A 23,028-nucleotide genomic window follows, 5' to 3' on the forward strand; every position below is an offset into this window, starting at 1 on the left:
GAGGCGGGGGGACATGGCACCTGAACAAATGGCCGACGGGCCGGATGCCGGGGCGGCGCCGCCGCAGCCGCGTCCGCTGGACGCCATCGATCAGGACATCCTCCGCATGCTCCAGTCCGACGGGCGTGCCTCGATACGGTCCGTGGCCGAGCGGGTGCATGTCTCGCGGGCCAACGCCTATGCCCGTATCAACCGTCTCGTCGAGGACGGCGTCATCCGCGGTTTCGGAGCTCGCGTCAACCACGAGCGCGCGGGCCAGGGCACCTCGGCGTACATCACCCTGAAGATCGTCCAGAACTCCTGGCGCACGGTGCGCGAGCAACTGCGCAGGCTGCCCGGCGCCGCCCATATCGCGCTGGTGGGCGGCGACTTCGACGTCCTGCTGCTGGTGCACGTGTCCGACAACCGCGCGCTGCGCGAGCTGGTGCTGACCCGGCTGCAGGCCATCCCGGAGGTGCTCAGCAGCCGCACGCTGCTGGTGTTCGAGGAGGAGGACCTCGAACCGCAGAACTGACCGCGAGGGCGCTCAGTTCGCCGTCAGCGCCACGCCCAGCGCCAGTGCGAACAGCACGGGGAGCAGCGCGCAGCCGAGCCCGGCACCGGCGGCGAGCATCCGCGGCGCCCGCAGCGACCGGCGGTGCGGCAGCAGCCAGGCGACGGCGAGCAGGCCGGCCGCCCAGTAGAGGATGCCCCCGAAGGCCCCGGCGCCGTCCTCGGACCGGAACCAGAAGTACTCGAGCACCAGACACGGCAGGCCGAACGCGGACGCCACGAGCGGCGTCCGCCACCAGGTGGGGTGGGCCGTGCCCGGTCGCGCGGGAGGGGGAGACATGTCGTCGTGCGGCATGCTCCCAGCCCATCACCGCGGACGGGGCGGGGCATCGGGTGAGCTACTCAGGCCCCCGCACGCGCGCGTACTCAGTCCGCGTGCCGCAGCCCTCCGGTCACCAGCCGGACCACCGCGTCGGCCACTTCGCGCTCGTTCATGCCGCGGCCGTCGGGGCGGTACCACTCGACGATCGAGTTGATCATCCCGAACACCAGCCGGGTGGCGAGCCGCACCTCCACGTCGTCGCGTACGTCGCCGTCCGCGGCGGCCGCCTTCAGCAGCTCGGCGACCCGGTGGTCGAACTCGCGGCGCCGCTCCAGCGCCCAGCGCTCGGTGGCGGTGTTGCCGCGCACCCGCAGCAGCAGCGTGACATAGGGCAGTTCGGCTATCAGCACCTCGACCATGCGCCGTACGACGTACTCCAGACGGTCGGCGGCGCGCCCCACGCGCGCGTGCTCCTCGTCGAGGATTCCGAAGAGCCCGTCGAGCGCCCGGCTGACGGCGCGGCGCAGCAGCTCCTCCTTGCCGGCGACATGGTGGTAGATCGACGACTTGGAGATGCCGGCCGCCTTGGACAGATGCTCCATGGACGTGCCGTCGTAGCCACGCTCGTTGAAGACCTGGACGGCGACGGAGAGCAGCGTCTCGGGGGTGTACGTGTCGCGCTTGGCGGTGGTCATGAGGTGCTGCCCTCCCGCTTGTCGGAGGCGTACGCGTGGCGGTACAGCGCGAGGGACGGCGCGTAGCGGCCGGAGGGGTCGCGCAGGTGCAGGTCGTCGAGCAGGGCGTACGCCCAGTTCCGGCCGAGCCTGCGGCTCCACTCGAAGGGCCCGAGCGGGTAGTTGACGCCCAGCCGCATCGCGGTGTCGATGTCCTCCTCGGTGGCCACGCCCTTGGCGACGGCGTCGTGCGCGAGGTCGACGATCCGGGCGACCGTGCGGGCGACGATCATGCCGGGGACGTCCCCGATGACGCTGACCTTCTTGCCGAGCGCCTGGAACAGTCCGGTGGCCTCGGCGAGGGTCTGGGCGGAGGTGTCCTGGGAGGCGGACAGCGCGATCCGGCCGGCCCTGCGGTAGTCCAGGGCGAGGTCGAAGTAGACGACGTCCCGGAACTCCACCGAGGTCTGGCCGTCGGCGAGCGCGAGCTGGCCGCCGCCGGGCAGCACCAGGCGCGTGCCGTGGTCCTCCTCCTCTTCTCGGACCTGGATGCCCGCCTCGCGGATCATCGCGAGCAGTTCGGAGGCGGGGCCCAGATCGCCCTCGGCGACCACGTAGGCGGGCGGCTGGGCCGGCTCGGCCGTGTGCGGTTCGGGGCGCTCGGCGCCCTCGGAGTGGTCGTACCAGCCGTGGCCGCTCTTGCGCCCGAGGCGGCCGGACTCCACCAGGCGCCGCTGGGCGAGCGAGGGCGTGAAGCGCACGTCCTGGAAGAAGGACTGCCACACCGAGTGCGTGACCGACTCGTTGACGTCCTGCCCGATCAGGTCGGTGAGCTCGAACGCGCCCATCTTGAAGCCGCCCGACTCGCGCAGGACGGCGTCGATGGTGGCCGGGTCGGCGCCCTGGGCCTCGTAGACGGCGAAGGCCTCGGCGTAGAAGGGCCGGGCGATGCGGTTGACGATGAAGCCGGGGGTGTCGGCGCAGGCGACCGGGATCTTGCCCCAGGCGCGGGCCGTCTCGTACGCGCGCGTGGCGGAGGTGACGTCGGTGGCGAACCCGGAGACGACCTCGACCAGCGGCAGCAGCGGGGCGGGGTTGAAGAAGTGCAGGCCGACGAACCGGCCGGGGTTGCGCAGGGCGCCCCCGATGGCGGTGACGGACAGGGACGAGGTGTTGGTCGCGAGCAGGCAGTCGTCGGCGACGACGTCCTCCAGCGCGCCAAACAGCTCCTGCTTGACGTCGAGCCGCTCCATGATCGCCTCGACGACCAGCGAGCAGTCGGCGAGGCCGGCGATGTCCTCCACGGGCTCCAGGCGGGCCCGGGCGGCGTCCCGGTCGGCGGCGGTGAGCCGGTCCTTCTCGACGAGCCGGTCGAGGCGGGCGCCGATCGCGTCGGCCGCCTCACGGGCACGGCCGGGCGCGGCGTCGCACAGGCGCACGGTGTGGCCCGCGAGGAGCGCGACCTGGGCGATGCCCTGGCCCATGGTGCCGGTGCCGACGACTGCCACGGGGCTGCTGAGGTCGAGTGCTGTCATGTGCGCGATCCTCCCGCACGGGGTTTTCCACAGATGCGGCGGACCCCCTTGAACCGACCGATCGTTCGGTTACTCTAACTCTGACTGCCTGAACCTGCCCATGTTTCTGCCAGGTCAACGAGCTCAAGGACGAGCTCAGGAACGAGGAGTTGGTCTCTCATGGCCGCCGAGCCCACAGCGCAGCAGCTGATCGCCCAGCACCGGCCCACGCTGGACCAGGCCCTGGAAGCGATCCGCACGCGCGCGTACTGGTCCCCGCACCCCGAGCACCCCAAGGCGTACGGCGAGAACGGCAGCCTGGACGCTGCCGCGGGCAAGGCCGCCTTCGACGCCCTCCTCGGCACCCGCCTCGACCTCGGCCAGCCCGGCACCGACGACTGGGTGGGCGGCGAGACCTCGCCGTACGGCATCGAGCTGGGCGTCAGCTATCCGCACGCGGACCTCGACGTGCTGCTGCCCGCCATGAAGGCCGGACAGCGCGCCTGGCGCGACGCGGGCGCGGAGCTGCGCGCCGTGGTCTGCGTCGAGATCCTCAAGCGGATCAGCGACCGGACGCACGAATTCGCGCACGCGGTCATGCACACCTCCGGCCAGGCCTTCATGATGGCGTTCCAGGCGGGCGGCCCGCACGCCCAGGACCGCGGCCTGGAAGCGGTGGCGTACGCGTACGCCGAGCAGGTGCGCACCCCCGACAACGCCGAGTGGACCAAGCCGCAGGGCAAGCGCGACCCGCTCGCGCTCACCAAGCGGTTCACGCCCGTCCCGCGCGGCATCGGCCTGGTCATCGGCTGCAACACCTTCCCGACCTGGAACGGCTACCCGGGTCTGTTCGCCTCCCTGGCCACCGGCAACGCCGTCCTGGTCAAGCCCCACCCGCGCGCGGTGCTGCCGCTCGCGCTGACCGTGCAGGTCGCGCGCGAGGTGCTCAGCGAGGCCGGCTTCGACCCGAACCTGGTCGCGCTGGCCGCCGAGCGCCCCGGCGAGGGCATCGCCAAGACGCTCGCCACCCGCCCCGAGATCCGGATCATCGACTACACCGGCTCCACCGGCTTCGGTGACTGGCTGGAGGCCAACGCCCGCCAGGCGCAGGTCTACACCGAGAAGGCCGGCGTCAACACGGTGATCGTCGACTCCACCGACGACTACAAGGGCATGCTGTCCAACCTGGCCTTCTCGCTGTCGCTGTACAGCGGCCAGATGTGCACCACCCCGCAGAACCTGCTGATCCCTCGCGAGGGCATCCGCACCGACGAGGGCTCCAAGACCTTCGACGAGGTCGCGGCCGACCTCGCCCGCGCGGTGGACGGACTGCTCGGCGACGACGCCCGCGCGAACGCGCTGCTCGGCGCCATCGTCAACCCGGACGTCAAGAGCCGTCTGGAGGCCGCCGCCGGGCTCGGCGAGGTCGCGCTGGCCTCCCGCGAGGTCGCCAACCCGGAGTTCCCGGACGCGGTCGTGCGCACGCCGGTGATGGTCAAGCTGGACGGCGCCAAGCCGGACGACGAGGCCGCCTACATGAGCGAGTGCTTCGGGCCGGTCTCCTTCGCCGTCGCCGTCGACTCGGCCGCCGACGCCGTGGAGCTGCTGCGGCGCACGGTGCGGGAGAAGGGCGCGATGACCGTCGGGGCGTACACCACCGACCCCGAGGTCGAGCAGGCCGTGCAGGAGGTGTGCCTGGAGGAGGCCGCGCAGCTGTCGCTGAACCTCACGGGCGGGGTGTACGTCAACCAGACGGCCGCGTTCTCCGACTTCCACGGCTCCGGAGGCAACCCGGCGGCGAACGCGGCACTGTGCGACGGGGCTTTTGTGGCCAACCGGTTCCGGGTGGTCGAGGTGCGCCGGGAGGCCTGAGAGCTCGGGTGGCCAGGGGACTGCGCGGCTGCCGGCTCGTCGTGGCTTGTCGCGCAGTTCCCCGCGCCCCTAAGGGGCGCTCACCGAGCCTGCGCTCCAGTGGTACAGGGTCATCGCCACGCTGGTGGCCAGGTTGTAGCTGGAGACCTGGGGGCGCATCGGCAGGGACACCAGGTGGTCGGCACGCGCGCGGAGCTCGGGGGAGAGCCCGCTGCGCTCGGAGCCGAAGGCGAGGACGGCGTCGTCCGGGAGCTTCACGCCCCGGATGTCGTCGCCCTCCGGGTCGAGCGCGAAGACGGGCCCGAAGGGCAGGGCGGCCACCTCCAGGCGCTCCACGGCGGTCGCGAAGTGCAGGCCCGCGCCGCCGCGGACCACCGTGGGGTGCCAGGGATCGAGGGTGCCGGTGGTGACGACGCCCGTCGCGCCGAAGCCGGCGGCCAGCCGGATCACCGCGCCCGCGTTGCCGAGGTTGCGCGGATGGTCGAGGACCACGACGGGGGCGGTGCGCGGCGCACGCGCGAGCCGCGCGAGGCTCGCCGCACGGGACGGCCGTACCGCCAGGGCGGCCACCGCCGTGGGGTGCGGGCGCGGCACCAGCGACGCGTACACCGCGTGCTCCACCTCGGCCAGCAGCCCCTCCAGCGCCGGACGTACGTCGGGGGCCAGCTCGTCGGCCAGGGCGAGGACGGCGGCCCGGTCGGCGGTGACCGCGACGGGCACCTCGGCGCCGAAGCGCAGGGCGTGCTTGAGGGCGTGGAAGCCGTCGAGCAGGACGGTGTCCTCGCCTGTCAGGCGGTGCCAGGCGGCCACGGGGTCGTTCATGCCGTGAAGCCTACGTGCGCGTGCCGCCCGCGTGGGCCGGGTGTTCCGGCAGCGGCTCGGCGGGCCGGTCGGGCGGCCGCCCGGCGCTCCCCGTGCGCCGGAACAGCCGGGCACGCGCGCGTGCCGCGAGGGCGCCGAGGCGGCGCAGGAAGGTGGTCGGCAGGAAGACGGCGTCCGCCGCGATCATGGCCAGCGAGAAGAACGGCAGGCCGAGCACCACGGCGATCACCGCGTGCTCGGTGATCATGAGGGCGAGCAGCGCGTTCTTGAGCCGCCGGTTGAGCAGCGTGAACGGGAAGGCGACCTGCACCAGCACGGTCCCGTACGTCACGAGCATCACCAGGGTGCCGCTCGACGACATCAGGTCGCCCAGGGCGGGCCAGGGCGAGAAGTAGTCGAGGTGGAGCGGGTAGTAGACGGCCGTGCCGTCCTGCCAGCGCGAGCCCTGGATCTTGTACCAGCCGGCCGTGGCGTAGATCAGACACGCCTCGACCATGATCACCAGCAGGGCGGCGTTGTGCAGGACGTTCGCCACCACGTCGAGCAGGATGCGCGGCTGGGCGCTCCTGGCCCGGTGGCCGACCAGCCACCACAGGCCCTGGGCGGCCCAGGCGGACCAGAGCAGGGCGGGCACCATGCCGGGCCCGTTGAGCGCCGACACCAGGAAGGTCCACACCAGCTCGGGAGCGCTCGCGCCGCCCGACTCCGTCGCCTTCAGCATCCAGTCCTCGCCGAGCTTCCCGGCGAGGGTCGAGGCGACGAGCACCAGCCCGGACACCCCCCACAGCACCGGCCCGGCCCGGTCCGCCACCCACTCGCCACGCGCGCGTGCCGCGGCGGTACGCCGCGCCCGGCGCGCGTCCAGCGACCACACCTGGCCGCAGCGTGTGAAGACCAGGTAGACGCTCATCAGGTGCAGGACGTTGTCGCCGCCGTCGCCCATGAGGACGCTGCGGTTCTGCAGGGACAGCACGCCGACCATGAACAGCACCGACATGGTGCGGGTGCGCCAGCCCAGCATCAGCAGGGCCGCGGAGAGGACGGCGAGCAGATAGACGGACTCGAACCAGACGCCGCCGTCCGACCACATCAGGACGGTGAAGGCGTGGTTGAGGTCGATCAGCTGCCGCCCGAGGTCCCAGCTCCACGGGCCGTCGGGGCCGTACAGCTCGTGGGCGGTGGGGGAACTCGCGCAGCAGGAACAGCAGCCAGGTCGCGGCGAAGCCGATACGGATGACGGCGGTCTGGTACGGGCCGAGGGCCGCCTCCGTGACGCGGGCGATCGCGCCGGAGACCGCGAGGGAGAACCGGTTCATCCCGTGACCCCCTCGGCCTCGTCCGCCGACACCGTCCACCAGGGCAGCACCCGGTGCATCGGCTTCAGCGACACCTTCTCCTCGCTCCATTTCGGCGGGGGCACGTTGGTCGTGAGGGAGCGCAGCTGGACCATCTCCACTGTCCCGCCCGGGCCGACCGTGCCGGCCCGGTCCAGGCGCAGCACCGCGATACGGCGCAGATACGACTCGGCGAGCATGCCGCGCTCGCCCGAGGGGCGGTTGTCGGCGTCATGCGTGCCCAGGAAGAAGTCCCAGGCCCGACGCAGCTCGTTCTGCTGCGTGTGGCTCGGCAGCGGGTTGCCGTCCAGCGCCCGGCCGTCCTGGGCCGACAGGTCCTGCCAGGCGGTGCTCCGGCGCTCGCCGTCCGCCGTCCGGATCTGGGCCCTGACCTGCACGGTGATGTTCTGCTGGAGCGGGTTCGGCGCGAAGAGCTTCCAGTTCTGCTCGAACTCCGGGTACACCCATTCGTCGATGACCTCCGCATGCTTCTTCGACACCGTGTTCGACGGCGCGACATGCAGAAACACCATCCCCAGATGCACACACACCCCGACCGCCACCACGGCGAGCGCCAGCGCGACCCCGACCTGATACCTCGGCGACAGCGCGGCGACCCCGGTACGCCGCCCCTCCCGGGGACCGGGCACACCCGGCGACGGGGCGCCGGGGGCGAAGAGGGGCTCGGCCACGAGACGGGTCGGCGGGGTGGGGGCGTGCTCGGCGGAGGGGGGTCGGGGAGAGGAAGCGGGCTCGGGGGAGAACGCGGGCTCGGGCGGGGGTGGAGTCGAACGCTGCGCGGCCGATGGCGGCAGGGGCGCGGTCGAGGGCCCAGTCGAGGGCGCACTCGTGGGCGGAGCCGCGAGTGGAGCCGCCGGGGACGACAGCGACGGCCCGGCGGTCAGGTCGGCAGGCGCGGACTCGGTGGTCGGACGGGTCACGGGCAGCGACGACGGCACGGTCTCGGCGGGCCGGTCCGCGGATGCGGCCCGCGGCTCGCCGGGCTCGACCCCGACCCCGCCTACGGGTACGCCACCGGTCTCGGCGCCGGCCCCGCCCACAGGTACGCCACCGGGCTCGGCGGACCCTGACCCTTCCGACTCGGTGGTCGGACGGGTCACGGGCAGCGGCGACGGCACGGTCTCGGCGGCTCCGTCCGCGGATGCGGCCCGCGGCTCGCCGGGCTCGACCCCGGCCCTGCCCACGGGTACGCCACCGGTCTCGGCGCCGGCCCCGCCCACAGGCACGCCGCCGGGCTCGGCGGACCTGGACCCTTCGTCCACGGCCGCGCCACCCCGGCCCCCGGCCTCGGCAGCCTCGGTGCCCGGCTTCGTGGTGTCGTACCCCGCAGGACGCGTCTGCTCAGGGTCGGTCGAGGACGGGTCGGCGTGGGTGTGCCCGGTGGTGTCCGGGTCCTTTGCCCCGTGCGCGTCCATAACGACCCGATTCCCCGATGCCCTAGTGCCCTGCCTGCGGTCCGGCCGGTCCGGCCGGTCCGGCGGGACACGGTACTCAGGACCACCCGTCCGGCACAGCCCCCGCAGTGCGGCCACGGCCGGCCGGTTATCCACAACGGTTGACACCTTACGGCGCCCGTCCCACCATGGAATCGCACGGACCGAACGATCGGTCGGGAGAAGCTCCGCGCAGAGCCCATGGTCGAGGGGGACCTCATGGCGACAGCAGCCGCGCACCAGACGGCCCGTACACCGGCGCACCACGCACCGGACGGCACCGACGCCACCGAGGCGTACCAGCGTGTCTTCGACGCCGCCGTCGCCGACGACGAACGCATCGAGCCGCGTGACTGGATGCCGGACGCCTACCGCGCGACGCTCGTACGGCAGATCGCGCAGCACGCCCACTCCGAGATCATCGGCATGCAGCCGGAGGCCAACTGGATCACGCGCGCGCCCTCGCTGCGCCGCAAGGCGATCCTCATGGCCAAGGTCCAGGACGAGGCGGGCCACGGGCTGTATCTGTACAGCGCGGCCGAAACGCTCGGCACCAGCCGTGACGAGCTGCTCGACAAGCTCCACAGCGGCCGCCAGAAGTACTCCTCGATCTTCAACTACCCCACCCTGACCTGGGCGGACGTCGGCGCGATCGGCTGGCTGGTGGACGGCGCCGCGATCACCAACCAGGTGCCGCTGTGCCGCTGCTCCTACGGACCGTACGCCCGCGCGATGGTCCGTATCTGCAAGGAGGAGTCCTTCCACCAGCGCCAGGGCTACGAGCTGCTGCTGGCCCTCAGCAACGGCACGCCCGAGCAGCACGAGATGGCCCAGGACGCGGTGAACCGCTGGTGGTGGCCGTCGCTGATGATGTTCGGCCCGCCCGACGACGCGTCGCAGCACTCGGCGCAGTCGATGGCCTGGAAGATCAAGCGCCACTCCAACGACGAGCTGCGCCAGCGCTTCGTCGACATCTGCGTCCCGCAGGCACAGTCCCTGGGCCTGACCCTGCCCGACCCGGACCTGAAGTGGAACGAGGAGCGGGGGCAGCACGACTTCGGGGAGATCGACTGGACGGAGTTCTGGGAGGTCCTCAAGGGCAACGGCCCGTGCAACGAACAGCGGATCGACCAGCGCAGGCGGGCCCACGAGGAGGGCGCCTGGGTGCGTGAGGCGGCCGCGGCCTACGCGGACAAGCACGCCGGCGGAAACGGAGAGGCGCGAGCATGACCACCAACGACTGGCCCCTGTGGGAGGTCTTCGTCCGCTCGCGGCGCGGACTCTCCCACACCCACGCCGGCAGCCTGCACGCGCCGGACGCGGAGTTCGCCCTGCGCAACGCCCGTGATCTGTACACCCGGCGCGGCGAGGGCGTCTCCCTCTGGGTCGTGCCCTCCTCCGCGATCACCGCGTCCTCGCCGGACGAGAAGGACCCGTTCTTCGAGCCGGCCGCCGACAAGCCGTACCGGCATCCCACGTTCTACGAGATCCCGGAGGGGGTGAAGCACCTGTGACCGCCACCGTGCCCATGACGGCCGCGCTCGCCCTCGGCGACGACGCGCTGGTGCTCTCCCACCGCCTCGGCGAGGGCATCGGCCACGCCCCCGTCCTGGAGGAGGAGGTCGCCCTCGCCAACATCGCGCTCGACCTGCTCGGCCAGGCCCGGGTGCTGCTGTCGATGGCCGGTGACGAGGACGAACTGGCGTATCTGCGCGAGGAGCGCTCCTTCCGCAACCTCCAGCTGGTGGAACAGCCCAACGGCGACTTCGCCCACACCATCGCCCGCCAGCTGTACTTCTCCGTCTACCAGCACCTGCTGTACGCCGAACTGGCCGCGGGCGAGGGCCCGTTCGCGCCGCTCGCCGCCAAGGCCGTCAAGGAGGTCGCCTACCACCGCGACCACGCCGAGCAGTGGACGCTGCGCCTGGGCGACGGCACCGAGGTCAGCCATGAGCGCATGCAGCGGGCCTGCGACGCGCTGTGGCGGTTCACCGGGGAGATGTTCCGGCCGATCGAGGGCCTCGACGTGGACGGCCCGGCCCTGGAGACCGCCTGGCTCACCGCCGTCGAGGACGTACTGCGGCGGGCGAGCCTGACCGTCCCCGAGGGGCCGCGCACCGGCGCCTGGGCGGCCGGGGCCGGCCGAGAGGGCCTGCACACCGAGTCGTTCGGGCGGATGCTCGCCGAGATGCAGCACCTGCACCGCAGCCACCCGGGGGCGTCATGGTGACCGTCACCCCGCTGGAGGCCGAACTCCTCGCCGTCGCCGGGTCGGTGCCCGACCCCGAGCTCCCGGTGCTCACCCTGGAGGAGCTCGGCGTGCTGCGCGCGGTGCACGTACGGGGCGCGGACGCGGTCGAGGTCGAGCTGACCCCGACGTACACCGGATGCCCCGCCCTGGAGACGATGTCGGCGGACATCGAGCGGGCACTGCACGAGCACGGGATGCGCGAGGTCACCGTCCGCACCGTGCTGTCGCCCGCCTGGTCCACCGACGACATATCGGACGAAGGCCGCCGCAAGCTGCGGGAGTTCGGCATCGCGCCCCCGCGCGTACGGCAGGAAGCCGGACCGGTGACGGTGGCCCTCGGTCCCACCCGTACGACCGCGCCGGCACCCGCCTCGGCCGCCACGGAGCCGGACCTCGACCCGATCCGCTGCCCGCACTGCGGCTCCGCCGACACCGAGCTGCTCACCCGCTTCTCCTCCACGGCGTGCAAGGCCCTGCGGCGCTGTCTGTCCTGCCGTGAACCCTTCGACCACTTCAAGGAGTTGTGATGGCGCGCTTCCACACGCTCCCGGTGGCCGCGGTCGACCGGCTCACCGACGACTCCGTCGCGCTCACCTTCACCGTGCCCCCGGAGCTGCGCGAGGCCTACCGGTACGCGCCCGGGCAGCATCTGGCGCTGCGCCGGGTGGTCGACGGCGTCGAGGTTCGGCGGACGTACTCGATCTGCGCGCCCGCGCCCGACCCCGGCGAGGACGGCCCCCGCACCCTGCGCGTCGGGGTGCGCCTGGTGGACGGCGGCGCCTTCTCGACGTACGCGCTGAAGGAGGTGAACATCGGCGACGAGCTGGAGGTGATGACTCCGGCGGGCCGCTTCACCCTCGATCCGGCGCCCGGGCTGTACGCGGCGGTCGTCGGCGGCAGTGGGATCACCCCGGTGCTGTCGATCGTCTCGACGCTGCTGGCGCGCGAGCCCGGGGCCCGGTTCTGCCTCATACGCAGCGACCGTACGGCCGCCTCGACGATGTTCCTGGAGGAGGTCGCCGACCTGAAGGACCGCTATCCGGAGCGGTTTCAGCTGGTCACGGTCCTGTCGCGGGAGGAGCAGCAGGCCGGGCTGCCCTCGGGGCGGCTCGACGAGGAGCGGCTGACCGGGCTGCTGCCGGCGCTGCTGAAGGTGGACGACGTGGCGGGCTGGTTCCTGTGCGGGCCCTACGGGCTGGTGCAGGGGGCCGAGCGGGCGCTGCGCGGCCTCGGTGTGCCGCGCACCCGGATCCACGAGGAGATCTTCCATGTGGACTCCGAGGGCGCGCCCCGCGCGGGGGTCAGTGCCCCCGCGCACAGCACGGTGACCGCGCGACTGGACGGCCGTGGCGGCACCTGGGCGGTGCAGGACGGCGAGTCGCTGCTCGACGCGGTGCTGCGCAACCGCCCCGACGCGCCCTACGCCTGCAAGGGCGGGGTCTGCGGCACCTGCCGGGCCTTCCTCGTCTCCGGCGAGGTGCGGATGGACCGCAACTTCGCGCTGGAGCCGGAGGAGACGGAGGCCGGGTATGTGCTGGCCTGCCAGTCGCATCCGGCGACGGAGAAGGTGGAGCTGGACTTCGACCGCTGACCGGAGTCCACCGGCTCCGCACCACCGGCATTCCCTTCTCCTAGAACCTGTTCTATCTTGACGCTCCGTCAGGTCCGGCGCCCCGGCCGGATCGGCGGAGGCGGCGGAAGGACAGGACCGTGGACTTCACCTTCACCGAGGAGCAGCAGGCGGCCGCCGAGGCGGCGCGCGGGGTGTTCGCCGATGTCGTGCCCGACTCCGTGCCGAGCCCCGCGCTCACCCGCGGTGCCGTCGCCGAGGGCTTCGACCGGGCGCTGTGGTCCCGGCTCGCCGAGGCGGATCTGCTGAGCCTGCTGCTCGGCGCGGAGCACGGCGGGGCCGGGCTGGACGCGGTCGCGCTGTGCCTGGTGCTGCGCGAGTCCACGAAGGCGCTGGCACGGGTGCCGCTGCTGGAGAGCTGCGCGGCGGCCGCCGCCCTCCAGGCCTACGGCGACCCGGAGTTGACGTCCGGGCTGCTCGCCGCGACCGGGCGGGGCGAGGTCGTGCTGACCGTCGCCGCGCACGGCCGTACCGGGCACGACCCGGCCGAGCGGGCCGTGACCGCTCGCCGGGACGGGGCGCAGGGGTGGGTGCTGGACGGCGTACAGACGGCCGTGCCCTGGGCGTTCGACGCCGACCATGTCCTCGTGCCCGCGCACACCGACGGCGATCGCGCTGTGCTCGCCCTGGTCCCGCGCGGGCACCCGGGCACCGCTCTCGCCGAGCAGATCTCCACCACCGGCGAACGGCTCGGCGAGCTGCGCCTGGAGTCGGCCCGCCTCGCCGACCGGTGTGTCGTCGAGGCGGACGGGGCGTGGGAGTGGCTGCGCGAGCTGCTGGCCACCGGGACGTGCGCGCTGGCGCTGGGGCTCGGTGAGCGGGTGCTGCGGATGACGGCGGAGTACACCGGCAGGCGGGAGCAGTTCGGGCATCCGCTCGCCACGTTCCAGGCGGTCGCCGTGCAGGCCGCCGACCGCTACATCGATCTGCGGGCGATGGAGGTCACGCTGTGGCAGGCGGCCTGGCGGTTCGGCTCGGGAGCGCCGGGCGCGCTGCCCCTGCGCGGCGATGTGGCCGTCGCCAAGATCTGGGCGGCGGAGGGGGTACGGCGCGTGGTCCAGACGGCACAGCATCTGCACGGCGGGTTCGGCGCCGACGTCGACTACCCGCTGCACCGGTACCACGCCTGGGCCAAGCACCTGGAACTGTCCCTCGGCCCGGCCGCGGCCCACGAGGAGGCACTCGGCGAGCTGCTGGCGGCACACCCGCTCAGCGGCTGAGGGGCCTCGCGGGCGACACCAGCTCAGCGGCTGAGGCGCCGCACGGCTGACCATGAGGCCCGCACGGCCGACACCCGCTCGACGGCTGGGACACCGCACGGCGGCACTCAGACCCGCACGGCCGACACCGAATCAGCGGCTGAGACGCCGCACAGCCGGCACTCAGTCCCGCACGGCCGACACCGGCTCAGCGGCTTAACCGCCACACAACCGACACCCGCTCAGCGGCTGAGGCGCCGCCCGGCCGGCCATGAGACCCGCACGGCCGACACAGAGCTCACCGCCCTGCCGCCGGCCGCACACTCGGCCCCGCTCAGAGGACGAAGCCCGGCTGGCCCTCGTCCGTGACGACGGGGCGCCCCGCGGCCTCCCACACCTGCATGCCACCGTCGACGTTCACCGCGTCGATGCCCTGCTGCACCAGATACATGGTGACCTGGGCCGAACGCCCGCCGGAGCGGCAGATCACATGGACCCGGCCGTCCTGCGGCGCGGCCTCGGTCAGCTCGCCGTAGCGGGCGACGAACTCGCTGATAGGGATGTGCAGCGCGCCCTGGGCATGACCGGCCTGCCACTCGTCCTGCTCGCGAACGTCCAGCAGGAAGTCGTCGTCCTTGAGGTCGGTGACCCCGACCGTGGGCACTCCAGCTCCGAAACTCATGCCTCCGACGCTACCCGACCCAGGCCCTAACCCTGCAGCTCGGCCAGTTCCGCCTCCCGCTGGGCGACCTGCGCCAGCAGTTGCTCGGCGATCTCCTCCAGCAGCCGGTCGGGGTCGTCCGGGGCGAGCCGGAGCATCGAGCCGATCGCGCCCTCCTCCAGCTCCCGCGCCACCACCGCGAGCATCTCCTTGCGCCGGGCCAGCCAGTCGAGGCGGGCGTACAGCTCCTCGCTGCGGCTCGGGCCGCGTTCCGCCGGAGCCGGGCCGGCCGCCCACTCGCGCGCCAGCTCGCGCAGCTGGGCCTCGTCGCCGCGGGCGTAGGCGACGTTGACGCGGCTGATGAACTCCTCACGCCGCTTGCGTTCCTCGTCCTCCTGGGCGAGGTCGGGATGGGCCTTGCGGGCCAGCTCGCGGTAGAGCTTGCGGGCCTCCTCGCTGGGGCGCACCCGTGGCGGGGGCTGCACGGGCTGGTCGGTGAGCATGGCCACGGCCTCCGGGAACAGCCCGTCGCTGTCCATCCAGCCGTGGAACAGCTCCTCGACGCTGGGCATGGGCAGCACCCTGCCGCGCAGCTCCTGCGCCCGGCGGACGTCCTCGGGGTCGCCGGTGCGGGCCGCGCGGGCCTCGGCTATCAGCGCGTCCAGCTCCTCGAGCCGGGCGTACACCGGGCCGAGCCGCTGGTGATGGAGCCGGGAGAAGTTGTCGACCTCGATACGGAAGGTCTCCACCGCGATCTCGAACTCGATCAGCGCCTGCTCGGCCGCCCGCACGGCCCGATCCAGCCGCTCCTCGGGCGTCTCCGTGGAGGCACCGCCATCAGGCGCCGCGCCGGTCCCACCGGCCGCGCCACCACCCTGCTCAGCATCCGGGCTCGTCACCCGACCAGCGTAGGCCACGCCTCCACGACCTCCGGAACCACGAAATCCGCCCCGAGCACCACAAGCCCTCACACAGTCGTCAGGTCCCCCAGGCCCCGCGGCCCACGTGAGCCCCTCACACCCCCGCCTCGGCGGCGATGCGCCCCGCCCGCACGCCGGCGACCAGCTCCGCGTGATCGGCCTCGGTGCGGTCGGCGTAGGCGACGGCGAACGTGGCTATCGCCTCGTCCAGCTCCTCGTTCTTGCCGCAGTAGCCGGAGATCAGCCGGGGGTCGGCGCTGTGGGAGTGGGCGCGGGCCAGGAGCGCGCCGGTCATCCGGGCGTAGTCGTCGACCTGGTCGGCGGCGAGCGCGGCCGGGTCGACGCTGCCCTTGCGGTTACGGAACTGCCGCACCTGGAAGTCCCGCCCGTCGACGGTGGTCCAGCCCAGCAGAATGTCGCTGACGACCTGCATCCGCTTCTGCCCGAGCACCACCCGGCGGCCCTCGTGCGCGACGTCCGGCACTTCCAGGCCGGCCGTGGCCAGATGCGGCAGCAGCGCGGAGGGGCGGGCCTCCTTCACCTGGAGGACCAGGGACTCCCCGCGATGGTCGAGCAGCAGCACGACGTAGGAGCGGGTGCCCACGCTGCCGGTGCCGACTATGCGGAACGCCACGTCCTGCACCGCGTACCGGGCGAGCAGCGGCAGACGGTCCTCGGAGAGCGTGCCGAGGTAGTTCTCCAGGGACGCCGCGACCGCGGCCGCCTCCTGGTCCGGGACCCGGCGCAGTACAGGCGGGGCGTCCTGGAAGCGGCGTCCGCCGTCCGGGGTCGGCTCGGTGGACTTCGCCGCGAACCGCCCGCTGGTGTTGGCGCGGGCCTTCTCCATGACCCGCTCCAGCGTGCCGAGCAGGTCATGGGCGTCGGTGTGGGAGACGAGCTCCTCGTCCGTGATGGCGTTCCACGCGTCCAGCACCGGCAGCCTGGCCAGCAGCCGCATCGTGCGACGGTAGGCGCCGGCCGCGTCCCGGGCCGCCGCACGGCAGGTGTCCTCGTCGGCGCCGGCCTCCCGGCCCGCGAGCACCAGCGAGGCGGCGAGCCGCTTGAGGTCCCACTCCCAGGGGCCGACGACCGTCTCGTCGAAGTCGTTCAGGTCGATGACCAGGTCGCCGCGGGCGTCGCCGTACAGCCCGAAGTTCGCCGCGTGGGCGTCACCGCAGATCTGGGCGCGGATGCCGGTGATCGGCGTACGGGCCAGATCGTGGGCCATCAGGCCCGCCGAGCCGCGCAGGAAGGCGAAGGGCGTGGCCGCCATTCTGCCGACCCTGATCGGCGTCAGCTCGGGGATGCGGCCGCGGCCGGACTCCTCCACCGCGCTCACCGCGTCGGGCCGGGAGGCGTCCAGGTCGAGGGCGGCGTGCGCGGAGCGCGGCACGCCGCCCCGCAGCGCCTTGCCCTGTTCCTTGCCCTGCTCCTTGGACCCCGCCTCGGGCCACTCGGCGAACCCCCGCACCCGCGGCAGCCGCCGCCCCGCACCGGCCTCGGTCACGTCGACCGCCTCCCCCGCACTCACCCGTACGCACACGCACGACCCGAACATCAATGCGTGCCGACCGTACAGCCGGTGGCCGAAACGCGTCAGGCCCCTGTGGACAACTCCCGCACTGTGGACAACTCCGCGCCCTCTACCGAGGCGTCACCGCCACCACCGTCGCCACATGCCCCTGCCCCTGAGCCCCGCCCCGGACCCCCCAACGGCCGCTGAAGCGCCCGAGCCGCTCCCCGTCCACGACCGGGCCCGGCACGAGGAGGGTCCCCGTGAGGGTGCCCCGGTCGGCGTCGAAGTCGATGACGCACTCGCTGAAGTCCAGCCAGCGGCCCGTCAGCGGGAACCACGCCTTGTAGACGCTCTCCTTGGCGCTGAACATCAGCCGGTCCCAGGAGACGTCCGGGCGGTGCGCCGCGAGCCGGGCCAGCGTGGCCCGCTCCTCGGGCAGCATCACCGACTCCTCGATCCCCTCGGGAAGCGGGCCGTCGGGTTCCGCGTCCACGCCGATCGAGACGACCGACGCGCGGCGCGCCACCACCGCACCGCGATACCCGTCGCAGTGGGTCATGCTTCCGACGATGCCGTCCGGCCACCCCGGCGCCCCGCGCTCCCCCGGCAGGATCGGCGCGGGCGCGACGCCGAGCCGCGCCAGGGCCGTACGCGCGCACAGCCGCACCGCGGCGAACTCGCGCCGGCGCTTGTCCACCGCGCCCGCCACCAGGGCGGCCTCTTCCGGATACAGGACCGAGGTGACGTCGTCGGGGTCGGCGAACAGCTCGCAGACCTCCGTCCCGGCGGGCAGCAGCCCGCCCAGCAGGCCCGCCGCCGCGCCGCTCTCCACCGCAGCCGACGCCACACCACCGCCCGACACCACGCCCGACGCCGTGCCACCGCTCTCCGCCGCGCCCGAAGCCGCGATGCCGTTCGCACCACCGATCCCTGTCATGTCCCGAAGTCCCCCCGTGTGAACCGGCGTTGCAGGTCAGTACGCGTAGAAGCCGCCGCCCGTCTTGCGTCCCAGCCGGCCCGCCGCGGCCAACTCCCGCAGCAGCGGGGCCGGCAGCAGATGGGGACGGCGGTGCGCCTCGTGCAAACTCTGCTGGATGGCCAGTGCCACATCAAGGCCGATCACGTCGAGCAGGGCCAGCGGTCCGAGCGGGAAGCCGTAGCCGCGGACGATCGCCCGGTCCAGCTCGCGGGGCTCCGCCTCACCCGACTCCACCAGCCGGACGGCCGCGTTGAGGTAGGGGAAGAGCAGGTGGTTGACGATGAACCCGGGCCGGTCCCCGCAGCGCAGCGGGGTCTTGCCGAGGCCCTCGCAGAAGCCCTGGACCGTGGCGAGCGTGTCGGACGAGGTCGACCCGGTGTGCACCACCTCGACGAGCTTCATGGCCCGTACGGGGTTGAAGAAGTGCAGTCCGACGACGTTCTCCGGACGGCGGGTCAGTTCGCCGCACAGGGTCACGGAGAGGCTGGAGGTGGTGGTGGCGAGCACGGCGTCGGGCCGGCAGACGCTGTCCAGCTCGGCGAAGACCTTCAGTTTCAGCATCTGGTCCTCGGCTACCGCCTCGATCACCAGGTCGCAGTCGGCGAGCGCGTCGAAGCGGGTGGCCGTCCCGAGCCGGCCGAGCGCGTCGACCCGTTCCTGCGGGGAGACCTTGCCGCGGCGCACCCCGGCCGTCAGCGCCACCGCGACGGCCTCGGCGGCACGCTCCGCCCGGTCCTCGGCGCGGGCCACGAGCACGACGGGATGGCCGGCGAGCGTGACGGCCTCCGCGATGCCGCGGGCCATGGTGCCCGACCCGACGACGCCGACCTTCCCGATACGACGCCGGGGCTCGGGCAGGGCGAACCGCGCGGCGGCCCGCGGGCGCCGTACGGCGGTGTCCGGCCACTTCATGTTCCGCAGCGCGAGCACGCCGATCGGCAGGCCGCAGCCGAGCCGCATCGCGGTGTCGATGTCGTCGGCGGTGGCGTATCCCTCGGCCTCCAGGCCGGCCGCCCGGGCCGTGAGGTCGGCGATCAGCGCGGACGCGGCGCGCACGGTCCGGTGCGGGACCGCCTCGTCGCTGCCGCCGAGCCCGGTGACCCAAGTGCGTGCGAGGGAGACGGCGTCCTCGTCGGCGGCGGGCAGGGTGACCAGCTCCAGGCCCGTGCCGTGGGTGAGCGGGGTGGCGCAGCGCAGGCCCAGCGTCCTGGCGGGCCGTCCGGAGGAGGCGGCCAGCCGCGGCAGCGCACACTGCTGGGACGTCGTGCACAGCACGGCCTGTGGGGCGCAGGCCTCGGCGAGGACGCGCAGTGCGGCGGTCTTCTCCTGGTAGGTGTCGGCCACCGCCTCGACGACCAGGTCGGCGCGGTCGAACGGGACGGTGTCGGCGGTCAGGGTGAGCTTCGTGGCGTCGCCGCCCCGGGTGAGCCGCAGGTCCAGGCGTTCCTTCAGCCGCTCGACGACCTCGGGGTCCGGGTCGGTGGCCAGCACCTCGTGGCCGGCGCCGGTCAGCACCTCGATCAGCGCCTCGCCCAGTCCGAGCAGGCCGTAGACGCCGATCACCGCAGGTCGTCGCGACATGACAGCTCCCCCTCTTCCGGTCCTCACCGGCCTTTCCGGCTCGTCCCGGTTCGCACGCGGCGGCCCCCTGCCGGGCCGTCGTCGGGCTCCACCGTTCAGGACGTAGGGACAGCTGTACAGACGTAGGGCTACGGCCGTGAGGTTTCAGGGGGCCAGCGGGGTCGGATAGGGGATACGGCCGTCCCCCACCCCGAACTACGTTCGTGGGCCATGACGCCACCACAGACGGCTACGGCCACCGCGCACGAGCGGACGGCCGAACTGACCGCCCTGCGGGCCGGGATACTCCAGGGACCCGGCGACAAGGCCACCGCCGCACAGCACGCCCGGGGCAAGCTGACGGCCCGCGAACGCATCGACCTGCTGTTCGACAAGGGCACCTTCACCGAGGTCGAGGGCTTCCGGCGGCACCGCGCGACCGGCTTCGGCCTCGAGCACAAGAAGCCCCACACCGACGGCGTGGTCACCGGCTGGGGGCAGGTGCACGGACGCACCGTCTTCGTCTACGCCCATGACTTCCGGATCTTCGGCGGCGCACTCGGCGAGGCCCACGCCCAGAAGATCCACAAGATCATGGACATGGCCGAGGCGGCCGGGGCGCCGATCGTCGGGCTCTGCGACGGGGCCGGCGCGCGCATCCAGGAGGGCGTCACCGCGCTCGCCGGCTACGGCGGCATCTTCCGCCGCAATGTGCGCTGTTCGGGGGTCATCCCGCAGATCAGCGCCGTGATGGGCCCCTGCGCCGGCGGCGCCGCCTACTCGCCGGCCCTCACCGACTTCGTGTTCATGGTGCGCGGCACCTCGCAGATGTTCATCACCGGCCCCGACGTCGTCCAGGCCGTGACGGGCGAGGAGATCACCCAGGACGGCCTGGGCGGAGCCGATGTGCACGCCACCACCTCGGGCGTGGCCGCCTTCAGCCACGACGACGAGGAGAGCTGCCTGGAGGACATCCGCTATCTGCTCTCGCTGCTGCCGTCCAACAACCGGGAGCTGCCGCCGTCCGTGCCCTCCGGCGACTCGCCCGAGCGGCGCACCGACTCGCTCCTGGACCTCGTACCGGCCGATCCGAACCGGTCGTACGACATGCGGGCGGTGATCGAGGAGATCGTCGACGACGGCGACTACGTCGAGGTCCACGAGCGCTGGGCCACGAACGTTTTGTGCTGCCTCGCCCGCCTCGACGGCCAGGTGGTCGGGATCGTCGCCAACCAGCCGTCCTCGCTGGCCGGAGTGCTCGACATCCACGCCTCGGAAAAGGCGGCACGGTTCGTGCAGACCTGCGACGCCTTCAGCATCCCGCTGGTCACGCTCGTGGACGTGCCCGGCTTCCTGCCCGGCGTGGACCAGGAGCACGGCGGGGTCATCCGGCACGGGGCGAAGCTGCTGTACGCCTACTGCAACGCGACCGTGCCGCGCGTGCAGGTGATCCTGCGCAAGGCCTACGGCGGGGCGTACATCGTCATGGACTCCCGGTCCATCGGCGCCGACCTCTCCTTCGCCTGGCCGGGCAACGAGATCGCCGTGATGGGCGCGGAGGGCGCCGCCAACGTCGTCTTCCGCCGGGAGATCAGCGCCTCCGACGACCCCGAGGCGACCCGGGCGCAGAAGATCAAGGAGTACCAGGCGGAGCTGATGCACCCCTACTACGCGGCCGAACGCGGCCTCGTCGACGACGTCATCGACCCCGGCGAGACCCGCATCCGGCTCATCACGGCCCTGGAGATGCTGCGCGCGAAGCACGCGCCGCTGCCGGGCCGCAAACACGGCAACCAGCCGCAGTGAACGCCGGCGACGAAATCCGCCCACGCGCCGTTCGTGGTTCTCGCCGATCGCGACCACCGGTCGTCCCTGGCCGGTCGCGCAGTTCCCCGCGCCCCTGAGGGCACTGCACTCAGCCGCGTAGCCGCCGCCCCTCGCCACACCCACAGGAGACACCACCGTGACCATGACGGACATCCTCGCCGCGATCCAGTCGCCGGACAGCACGTCCGCCGACCTCGCCGCCCTGCCGCTGCCCGAGTCCTGCCGAGCCGTCGTGCTGCACCGCGAGGACACCGAGATGTTCGCGGGGATGGCCGGCCGCGACAAGGACCCGCGCAAGTCGCTGCACCTGGAGGAGGTGCCCCTGCCCGAACTCGGTCCGGGTGAGGCCCTGGTGGCCGTGATGGCCTCCTCCGTCAACTACAACACCGTGTGGAGCGCCCTCTTCGAGCCGCTGCCGACCTTCGGGTTCCTGGAGCGTTACGGCCGCACGAACGAGCTGGCCAAGCGGCACGACCTGCCGTACCACATCATCGGTTCCGACCTCGCGGGCGTCGTCCTGCGCACCGGCCCCGGCGTGAACGCCTGGCAGCCCGGTGACGAGGTCGTCGCGCACTGTCTGTCCGTCGAGCTGGAGTCTTCCGACGGCCACAACGACACCATGCTCGACCCCGAGCAGCGCATCTGGGGCTTCGAGACGAACTTCGGCGGCCTGGCGGAGATCGCGCTGGTCAAGTCCAACCAGCTGATGCCCAAGCCCGGCCACCTCAGCTGGGAGGAGGCCGCCGCCCCGGGCCTGGTCAACTCCACCGCCTACCGCCAGCTCGTCTCCCGCAACGGCGCCGGCATGAAGCAGGGCGACAACGTCCTGATCTGGGGCGCCAGCGGCGGACTCGGCTCGTACGCCACCCAGTTCGCCCTCGCCGGCGGCGCCAACCCCATCTGCGTCGTCTCCAGCGACCAGAAGGCCGACATCTGCCGCTCCATGGGCGCCGAGGCGATCATCGACCGCAACGCCGAGGGCTACAAGTTCTGGAAGGACGAGCACACCCAGGACCCCAAGGAGTGGAAGCGCTTCGGCAAGCGCATCCGCGAGCTCACCGGCGGCGAGGACATCGACATCGTCTTCGAGCACCCCGGCCGCGAGACCTTCGGCGCGTCCGTCTACGTCACCCGCAAGGGCGGCACCATCACCACCTGCGCCTCCACCTCCGGCTACATGCACGAGTACGACAACCGCTACCTGTGGATGTCCCTGAAGCGGATCATCGGCTCCCACTTCGCCAACTACCGCGAGGCCTGGGAAGCCAACCGCCTCATCGCCAAGGGCAAGATCCACCCCACCCTGTCGAAGACGTACTCCCTCGAAGAGACCGGGCAGGCCGCGTACGACGTGCACCGCAACCTCCACCAGGGCAAGGTCGGCGTCCTCTGCCTCGCCCCCGAGGAAGGCCTCGGCGTCCGCGACCAGGAGATGCGCGCCCAGCACCTCGCCGCCATCAACCGCTTCCGGACGGCGTAGCGGCAAGGGCCGGCCCCACATGGCCGGCCACCCAGGCGACGATGTCCCGCGTGGGCGTCCCGGGCGTGAAGACGGCGGCCACACCGAGGTCCCGCAGCACCGGGATGTCCGCGTCCGGGACGATGCCGCCGCCGAACACCGTGATGTCCTCGGCATCGGCCTCGCGCAGCAGCGCGAGCACCTCCGCGAACAGGGTCAGGTGCGCCCCGGACAGGATCGACAGTCCGATGCCGTGCACGTCCTCCTGCAACGCCGCGTCGACGATCTGGCGCGGCGTCTGGTGCAGGCCGGTGTAGACGACCTCGACGCCCGCGTCCCGCAAGGCGCGGGCGATCACTTTTGCCCCGCGGTCATGGCCGTCCAGGCCGGGCTTCGCCACCATCACGCGGATGCGCTCGGTCGTTGTCGTCATCTCTTCCTCTCCCTTGATTCTCGTCGCTTGTGGTGAAAGGGGTCGTAACGCCCGCGGCGGGCGGGCCCGTTGCCGGGTCCGCCCGCCGATGGGCCTGAGGCTGGGATGC

At 72.7% G+C, this 23,028-nt stretch carries 21 protein-coding genes and 1 pseudogene; 10 read left to right on the top strand and 12 right to left on the bottom strand.

Features of this window, described 5'->3' with window-relative positions:
* The first annotated feature begins 28 nt into the window (after positions 1-28).
* On the top strand, positions 29-514 hold the full coding sequence (locus RKD23_RS18630) for an Lrp/AsnC family transcriptional regulator (protein WP_424858271.1): 486 nt from the start codon (positions 29-31) through the stop codon (positions 512-514).
* Positions 515-526: 12 nt separating this feature from the next.
* Here the strand turns inward: RKD23_RS18630 and RKD23_RS18635 are convergent, their stop codons facing one another.
* The 3 genes from RKD23_RS18635 to RKD23_RS18645 all read right to left on the bottom strand — a co-directional run bounded on the left by RKD23_RS18635 (position 527) and on the right by RKD23_RS18645 (position 3,023).
* Complete coding sequence (locus RKD23_RS18635) at positions 527-847, bottom strand: hypothetical protein (protein WP_424854699.1); 321 nt, start codon at positions 845-847, stop codon at positions 527-529.
* A gap of 71 nt (positions 848-918) precedes the next feature.
* The gene (locus RKD23_RS18640) at positions 919-1,509 is read right to left on the bottom strand and encodes a TetR/AcrR family transcriptional regulator (RefSeq protein WP_424854700.1); all 591 of its coding nucleotides are present in this window, start codon (positions 1,507-1,509) and stop codon (positions 919-921) included.
* Positions 1,506-3,023, bottom strand: coding sequence for a 3-hydroxyacyl-CoA dehydrogenase (locus tag RKD23_RS18645; protein WP_424854701.1), 1,518 nt, complete (start codon positions 3,021-3,023; stop codon positions 1,506-1,508). The genes RKD23_RS18640 and RKD23_RS18645 overlap by 4 nt, the downstream gene beginning before the upstream one ends.
* Before the next feature lie 159 nt (positions 3,024-3,182).
* Here RKD23_RS18645 and paaN point away from each other — a divergent pair, with 159 nt between their 5' ends.
* Positions 3,183-4,874, top strand: a complete 1,692-nt coding sequence (gene paaN / locus RKD23_RS18650; RefSeq protein ID WP_424854702.1) for a phenylacetic acid degradation protein PaaN — start codon at positions 3,183-3,185, stop codon at positions 4,872-4,874.
* Positions 4,875-4,943: 69 nt separating this feature from the next.
* Here paaN and RKD23_RS18655 read toward each other — a convergent pair whose 3' ends face one another.
* The 3 genes and pseudogenes from RKD23_RS18655 to RKD23_RS18665 form a co-directional block, all read right to left on the bottom strand.
* Positions 4,944-5,696, bottom strand: a complete 753-nt coding sequence (locus RKD23_RS18655) for a TrmH family RNA methyltransferase (protein WP_424854703.1) — start codon at positions 5,694-5,696, stop codon at positions 4,944-4,946.
* Between the two features lie 10 nt (positions 5,697-5,706).
* Positions 5,707-7,012: pseudogene (locus tag RKD23_RS18660) on the bottom strand (HTTM domain-containing protein).
* Positions 7,009-7,917, bottom strand: a complete 909-nt coding sequence (locus tag RKD23_RS18665) for a DUF5819 family protein (RefSeq protein WP_424858272.1) — start codon at positions 7,915-7,917, stop codon at positions 7,009-7,011. Before RKD23_RS18665 ends, RKD23_RS18660 begins: the two are co-directional and overlap by 4 nt.
* Positions 7,918-8,703: 786 nt before the next feature.
* On the opposite strand from RKD23_RS18665, the gene paaA reads away from it, so the two are divergent.
* The 6 genes from paaA (at position 8,704) to RKD23_RS18695 (ending at position 13,585) form a co-directional block, all read left to right on the top strand.
* Positions 8,704-9,714, top strand: coding sequence for a 1,2-phenylacetyl-CoA epoxidase subunit PaaA (paaA, locus tag RKD23_RS18670; protein WP_424854704.1), 1,011 nt, complete (start codon positions 8,704-8,706; stop codon positions 9,712-9,714).
* Positions 9,711-9,998 (top strand): 1,2-phenylacetyl-CoA epoxidase subunit PaaB, encoded by a 288-nt coding sequence (paaB, locus tag RKD23_RS18675; protein ID WP_424854705.1) that lies wholly within the window; start codon positions 9,711-9,713, stop codon positions 9,996-9,998. The genes paaA and paaB overlap by 4 nt, the downstream gene beginning before the upstream one ends.
* 14 nt (positions 9,999-10,012) lie before the next feature.
* Positions 10,013-10,714 (top strand): 1,2-phenylacetyl-CoA epoxidase subunit PaaC, encoded by a 702-nt coding sequence (gene paaC, locus RKD23_RS18680; RefSeq protein WP_424858273.1) that lies wholly within the window; start codon positions 10,013-10,015, stop codon positions 10,712-10,714.
* Entirely contained in the window at positions 10,708-11,262 is a 555-nt protein-coding gene (gene paaD / locus RKD23_RS18685; protein WP_424854706.1) for a 1,2-phenylacetyl-CoA epoxidase subunit PaaD, read from the top strand. The genes paaC and paaD overlap by 7 nt, the downstream gene beginning before the upstream one ends.
* On the top strand, positions 11,262-12,326 hold the full coding sequence (locus tag RKD23_RS18690; RefSeq protein WP_424854707.1) for a 2Fe-2S iron-sulfur cluster-binding protein: 1,065 nt from the start codon (positions 11,262-11,264) through the stop codon (positions 12,324-12,326). The genes paaD and RKD23_RS18690 overlap by 1 nt, the downstream gene beginning before the upstream one ends.
* A 119-nt stretch (positions 12,327-12,445) precedes the next feature.
* The gene (locus RKD23_RS18695; RefSeq protein WP_424854708.1) at positions 12,446-13,585 is read left to right on the top strand and encodes an acyl-CoA dehydrogenase family protein; all 1,140 of its coding nucleotides are present in this window, start codon (positions 12,446-12,448) and stop codon (positions 13,583-13,585) included.
* Between the two features lie 313 nt (positions 13,586-13,898).
* Here the strand turns inward: RKD23_RS18695 and RKD23_RS18700 are convergent, their stop codons facing one another.
* The 5 genes from RKD23_RS18700 to RKD23_RS18720 form a co-directional block, all read right to left on the bottom strand.
* Positions 13,899-14,228, bottom strand: a complete 330-nt coding sequence (locus tag RKD23_RS18700) for a rhodanese-like domain-containing protein (protein ID WP_424858274.1) — start codon at positions 14,226-14,228, stop codon at positions 13,899-13,901.
* A gap of 44 nt (positions 14,229-14,272) precedes the next feature.
* Complete coding sequence (locus RKD23_RS18705) at positions 14,273-15,124, bottom strand: hypothetical protein (RefSeq protein WP_424854709.1); 852 nt, start codon at positions 15,122-15,124, stop codon at positions 14,273-14,275.
* A 115-nt stretch (positions 15,125-15,239) separates the two neighbouring features.
* Positions 15,240-16,703: a DUF2252 domain-containing protein gene (locus RKD23_RS18710; protein WP_424854710.1), complete on the bottom strand. Its 1,464-nt coding sequence runs from the start codon at positions 16,701-16,703 to the stop codon at positions 15,240-15,242.
* 85 nt (positions 16,704-16,788) lie between these two features.
* A complete protein-coding gene (locus RKD23_RS18715; RefSeq protein ID WP_424858275.1) occupies positions 16,789-17,469 on the bottom strand; it encodes a 4'-phosphopantetheinyl transferase family protein in 681 nt (226 codons plus the stop codon).
* A 165-nt stretch (positions 17,470-17,634) separates the two neighbouring features.
* Positions 17,635-19,221: a 3-hydroxyacyl-CoA dehydrogenase NAD-binding domain-containing protein gene (locus RKD23_RS18720; protein WP_424854711.1), complete on the bottom strand. Its 1,587-nt coding sequence runs from the start codon at positions 19,219-19,221 to the stop codon at positions 17,635-17,637.
* 210 nt (positions 19,222-19,431) lie between these two features.
* Between RKD23_RS18720 and RKD23_RS18725 the strand changes: the two genes are divergently transcribed.
* Positions 19,432-21,006, top strand: a complete 1,575-nt coding sequence (locus RKD23_RS18725; protein ID WP_424854712.1) for an acyl-CoA carboxylase subunit beta — start codon at positions 19,432-19,434, stop codon at positions 21,004-21,006.
* Between the two features lie 163 nt (positions 21,007-21,169).
* Positions 21,170-22,507: a crotonyl-CoA carboxylase/reductase gene (gene ccrA, locus RKD23_RS18730; RefSeq protein ID WP_424858276.1), complete on the top strand. Its 1,338-nt coding sequence runs from the start codon at positions 21,170-21,172 to the stop codon at positions 22,505-22,507.
* Here ccrA and RKD23_RS18735 read toward each other — a convergent pair.
* Positions 22,485-22,919 carry a cobalamin B12-binding domain-containing protein gene (locus RKD23_RS18735; protein WP_424854713.1) on the bottom strand — a complete coding sequence of 145 codons (435 nt, stop codon included), beginning with the start codon at positions 22,917-22,919 and terminating at the stop codon, positions 22,485-22,487. The two genes, ccrA and RKD23_RS18735, sit on opposite strands and share 23 nt — an antisense overlap.
* Between the last annotated feature and the right edge of the window lie 109 nt (positions 22,920-23,028).

This window comes from Streptomyces sp. SAI-170 (assembly GCF_049739565.1).
Classification (GTDB): Bacteria; Actinomycetota; Actinomycetes; order Streptomycetales; family Streptomycetaceae; genus Streptomyces.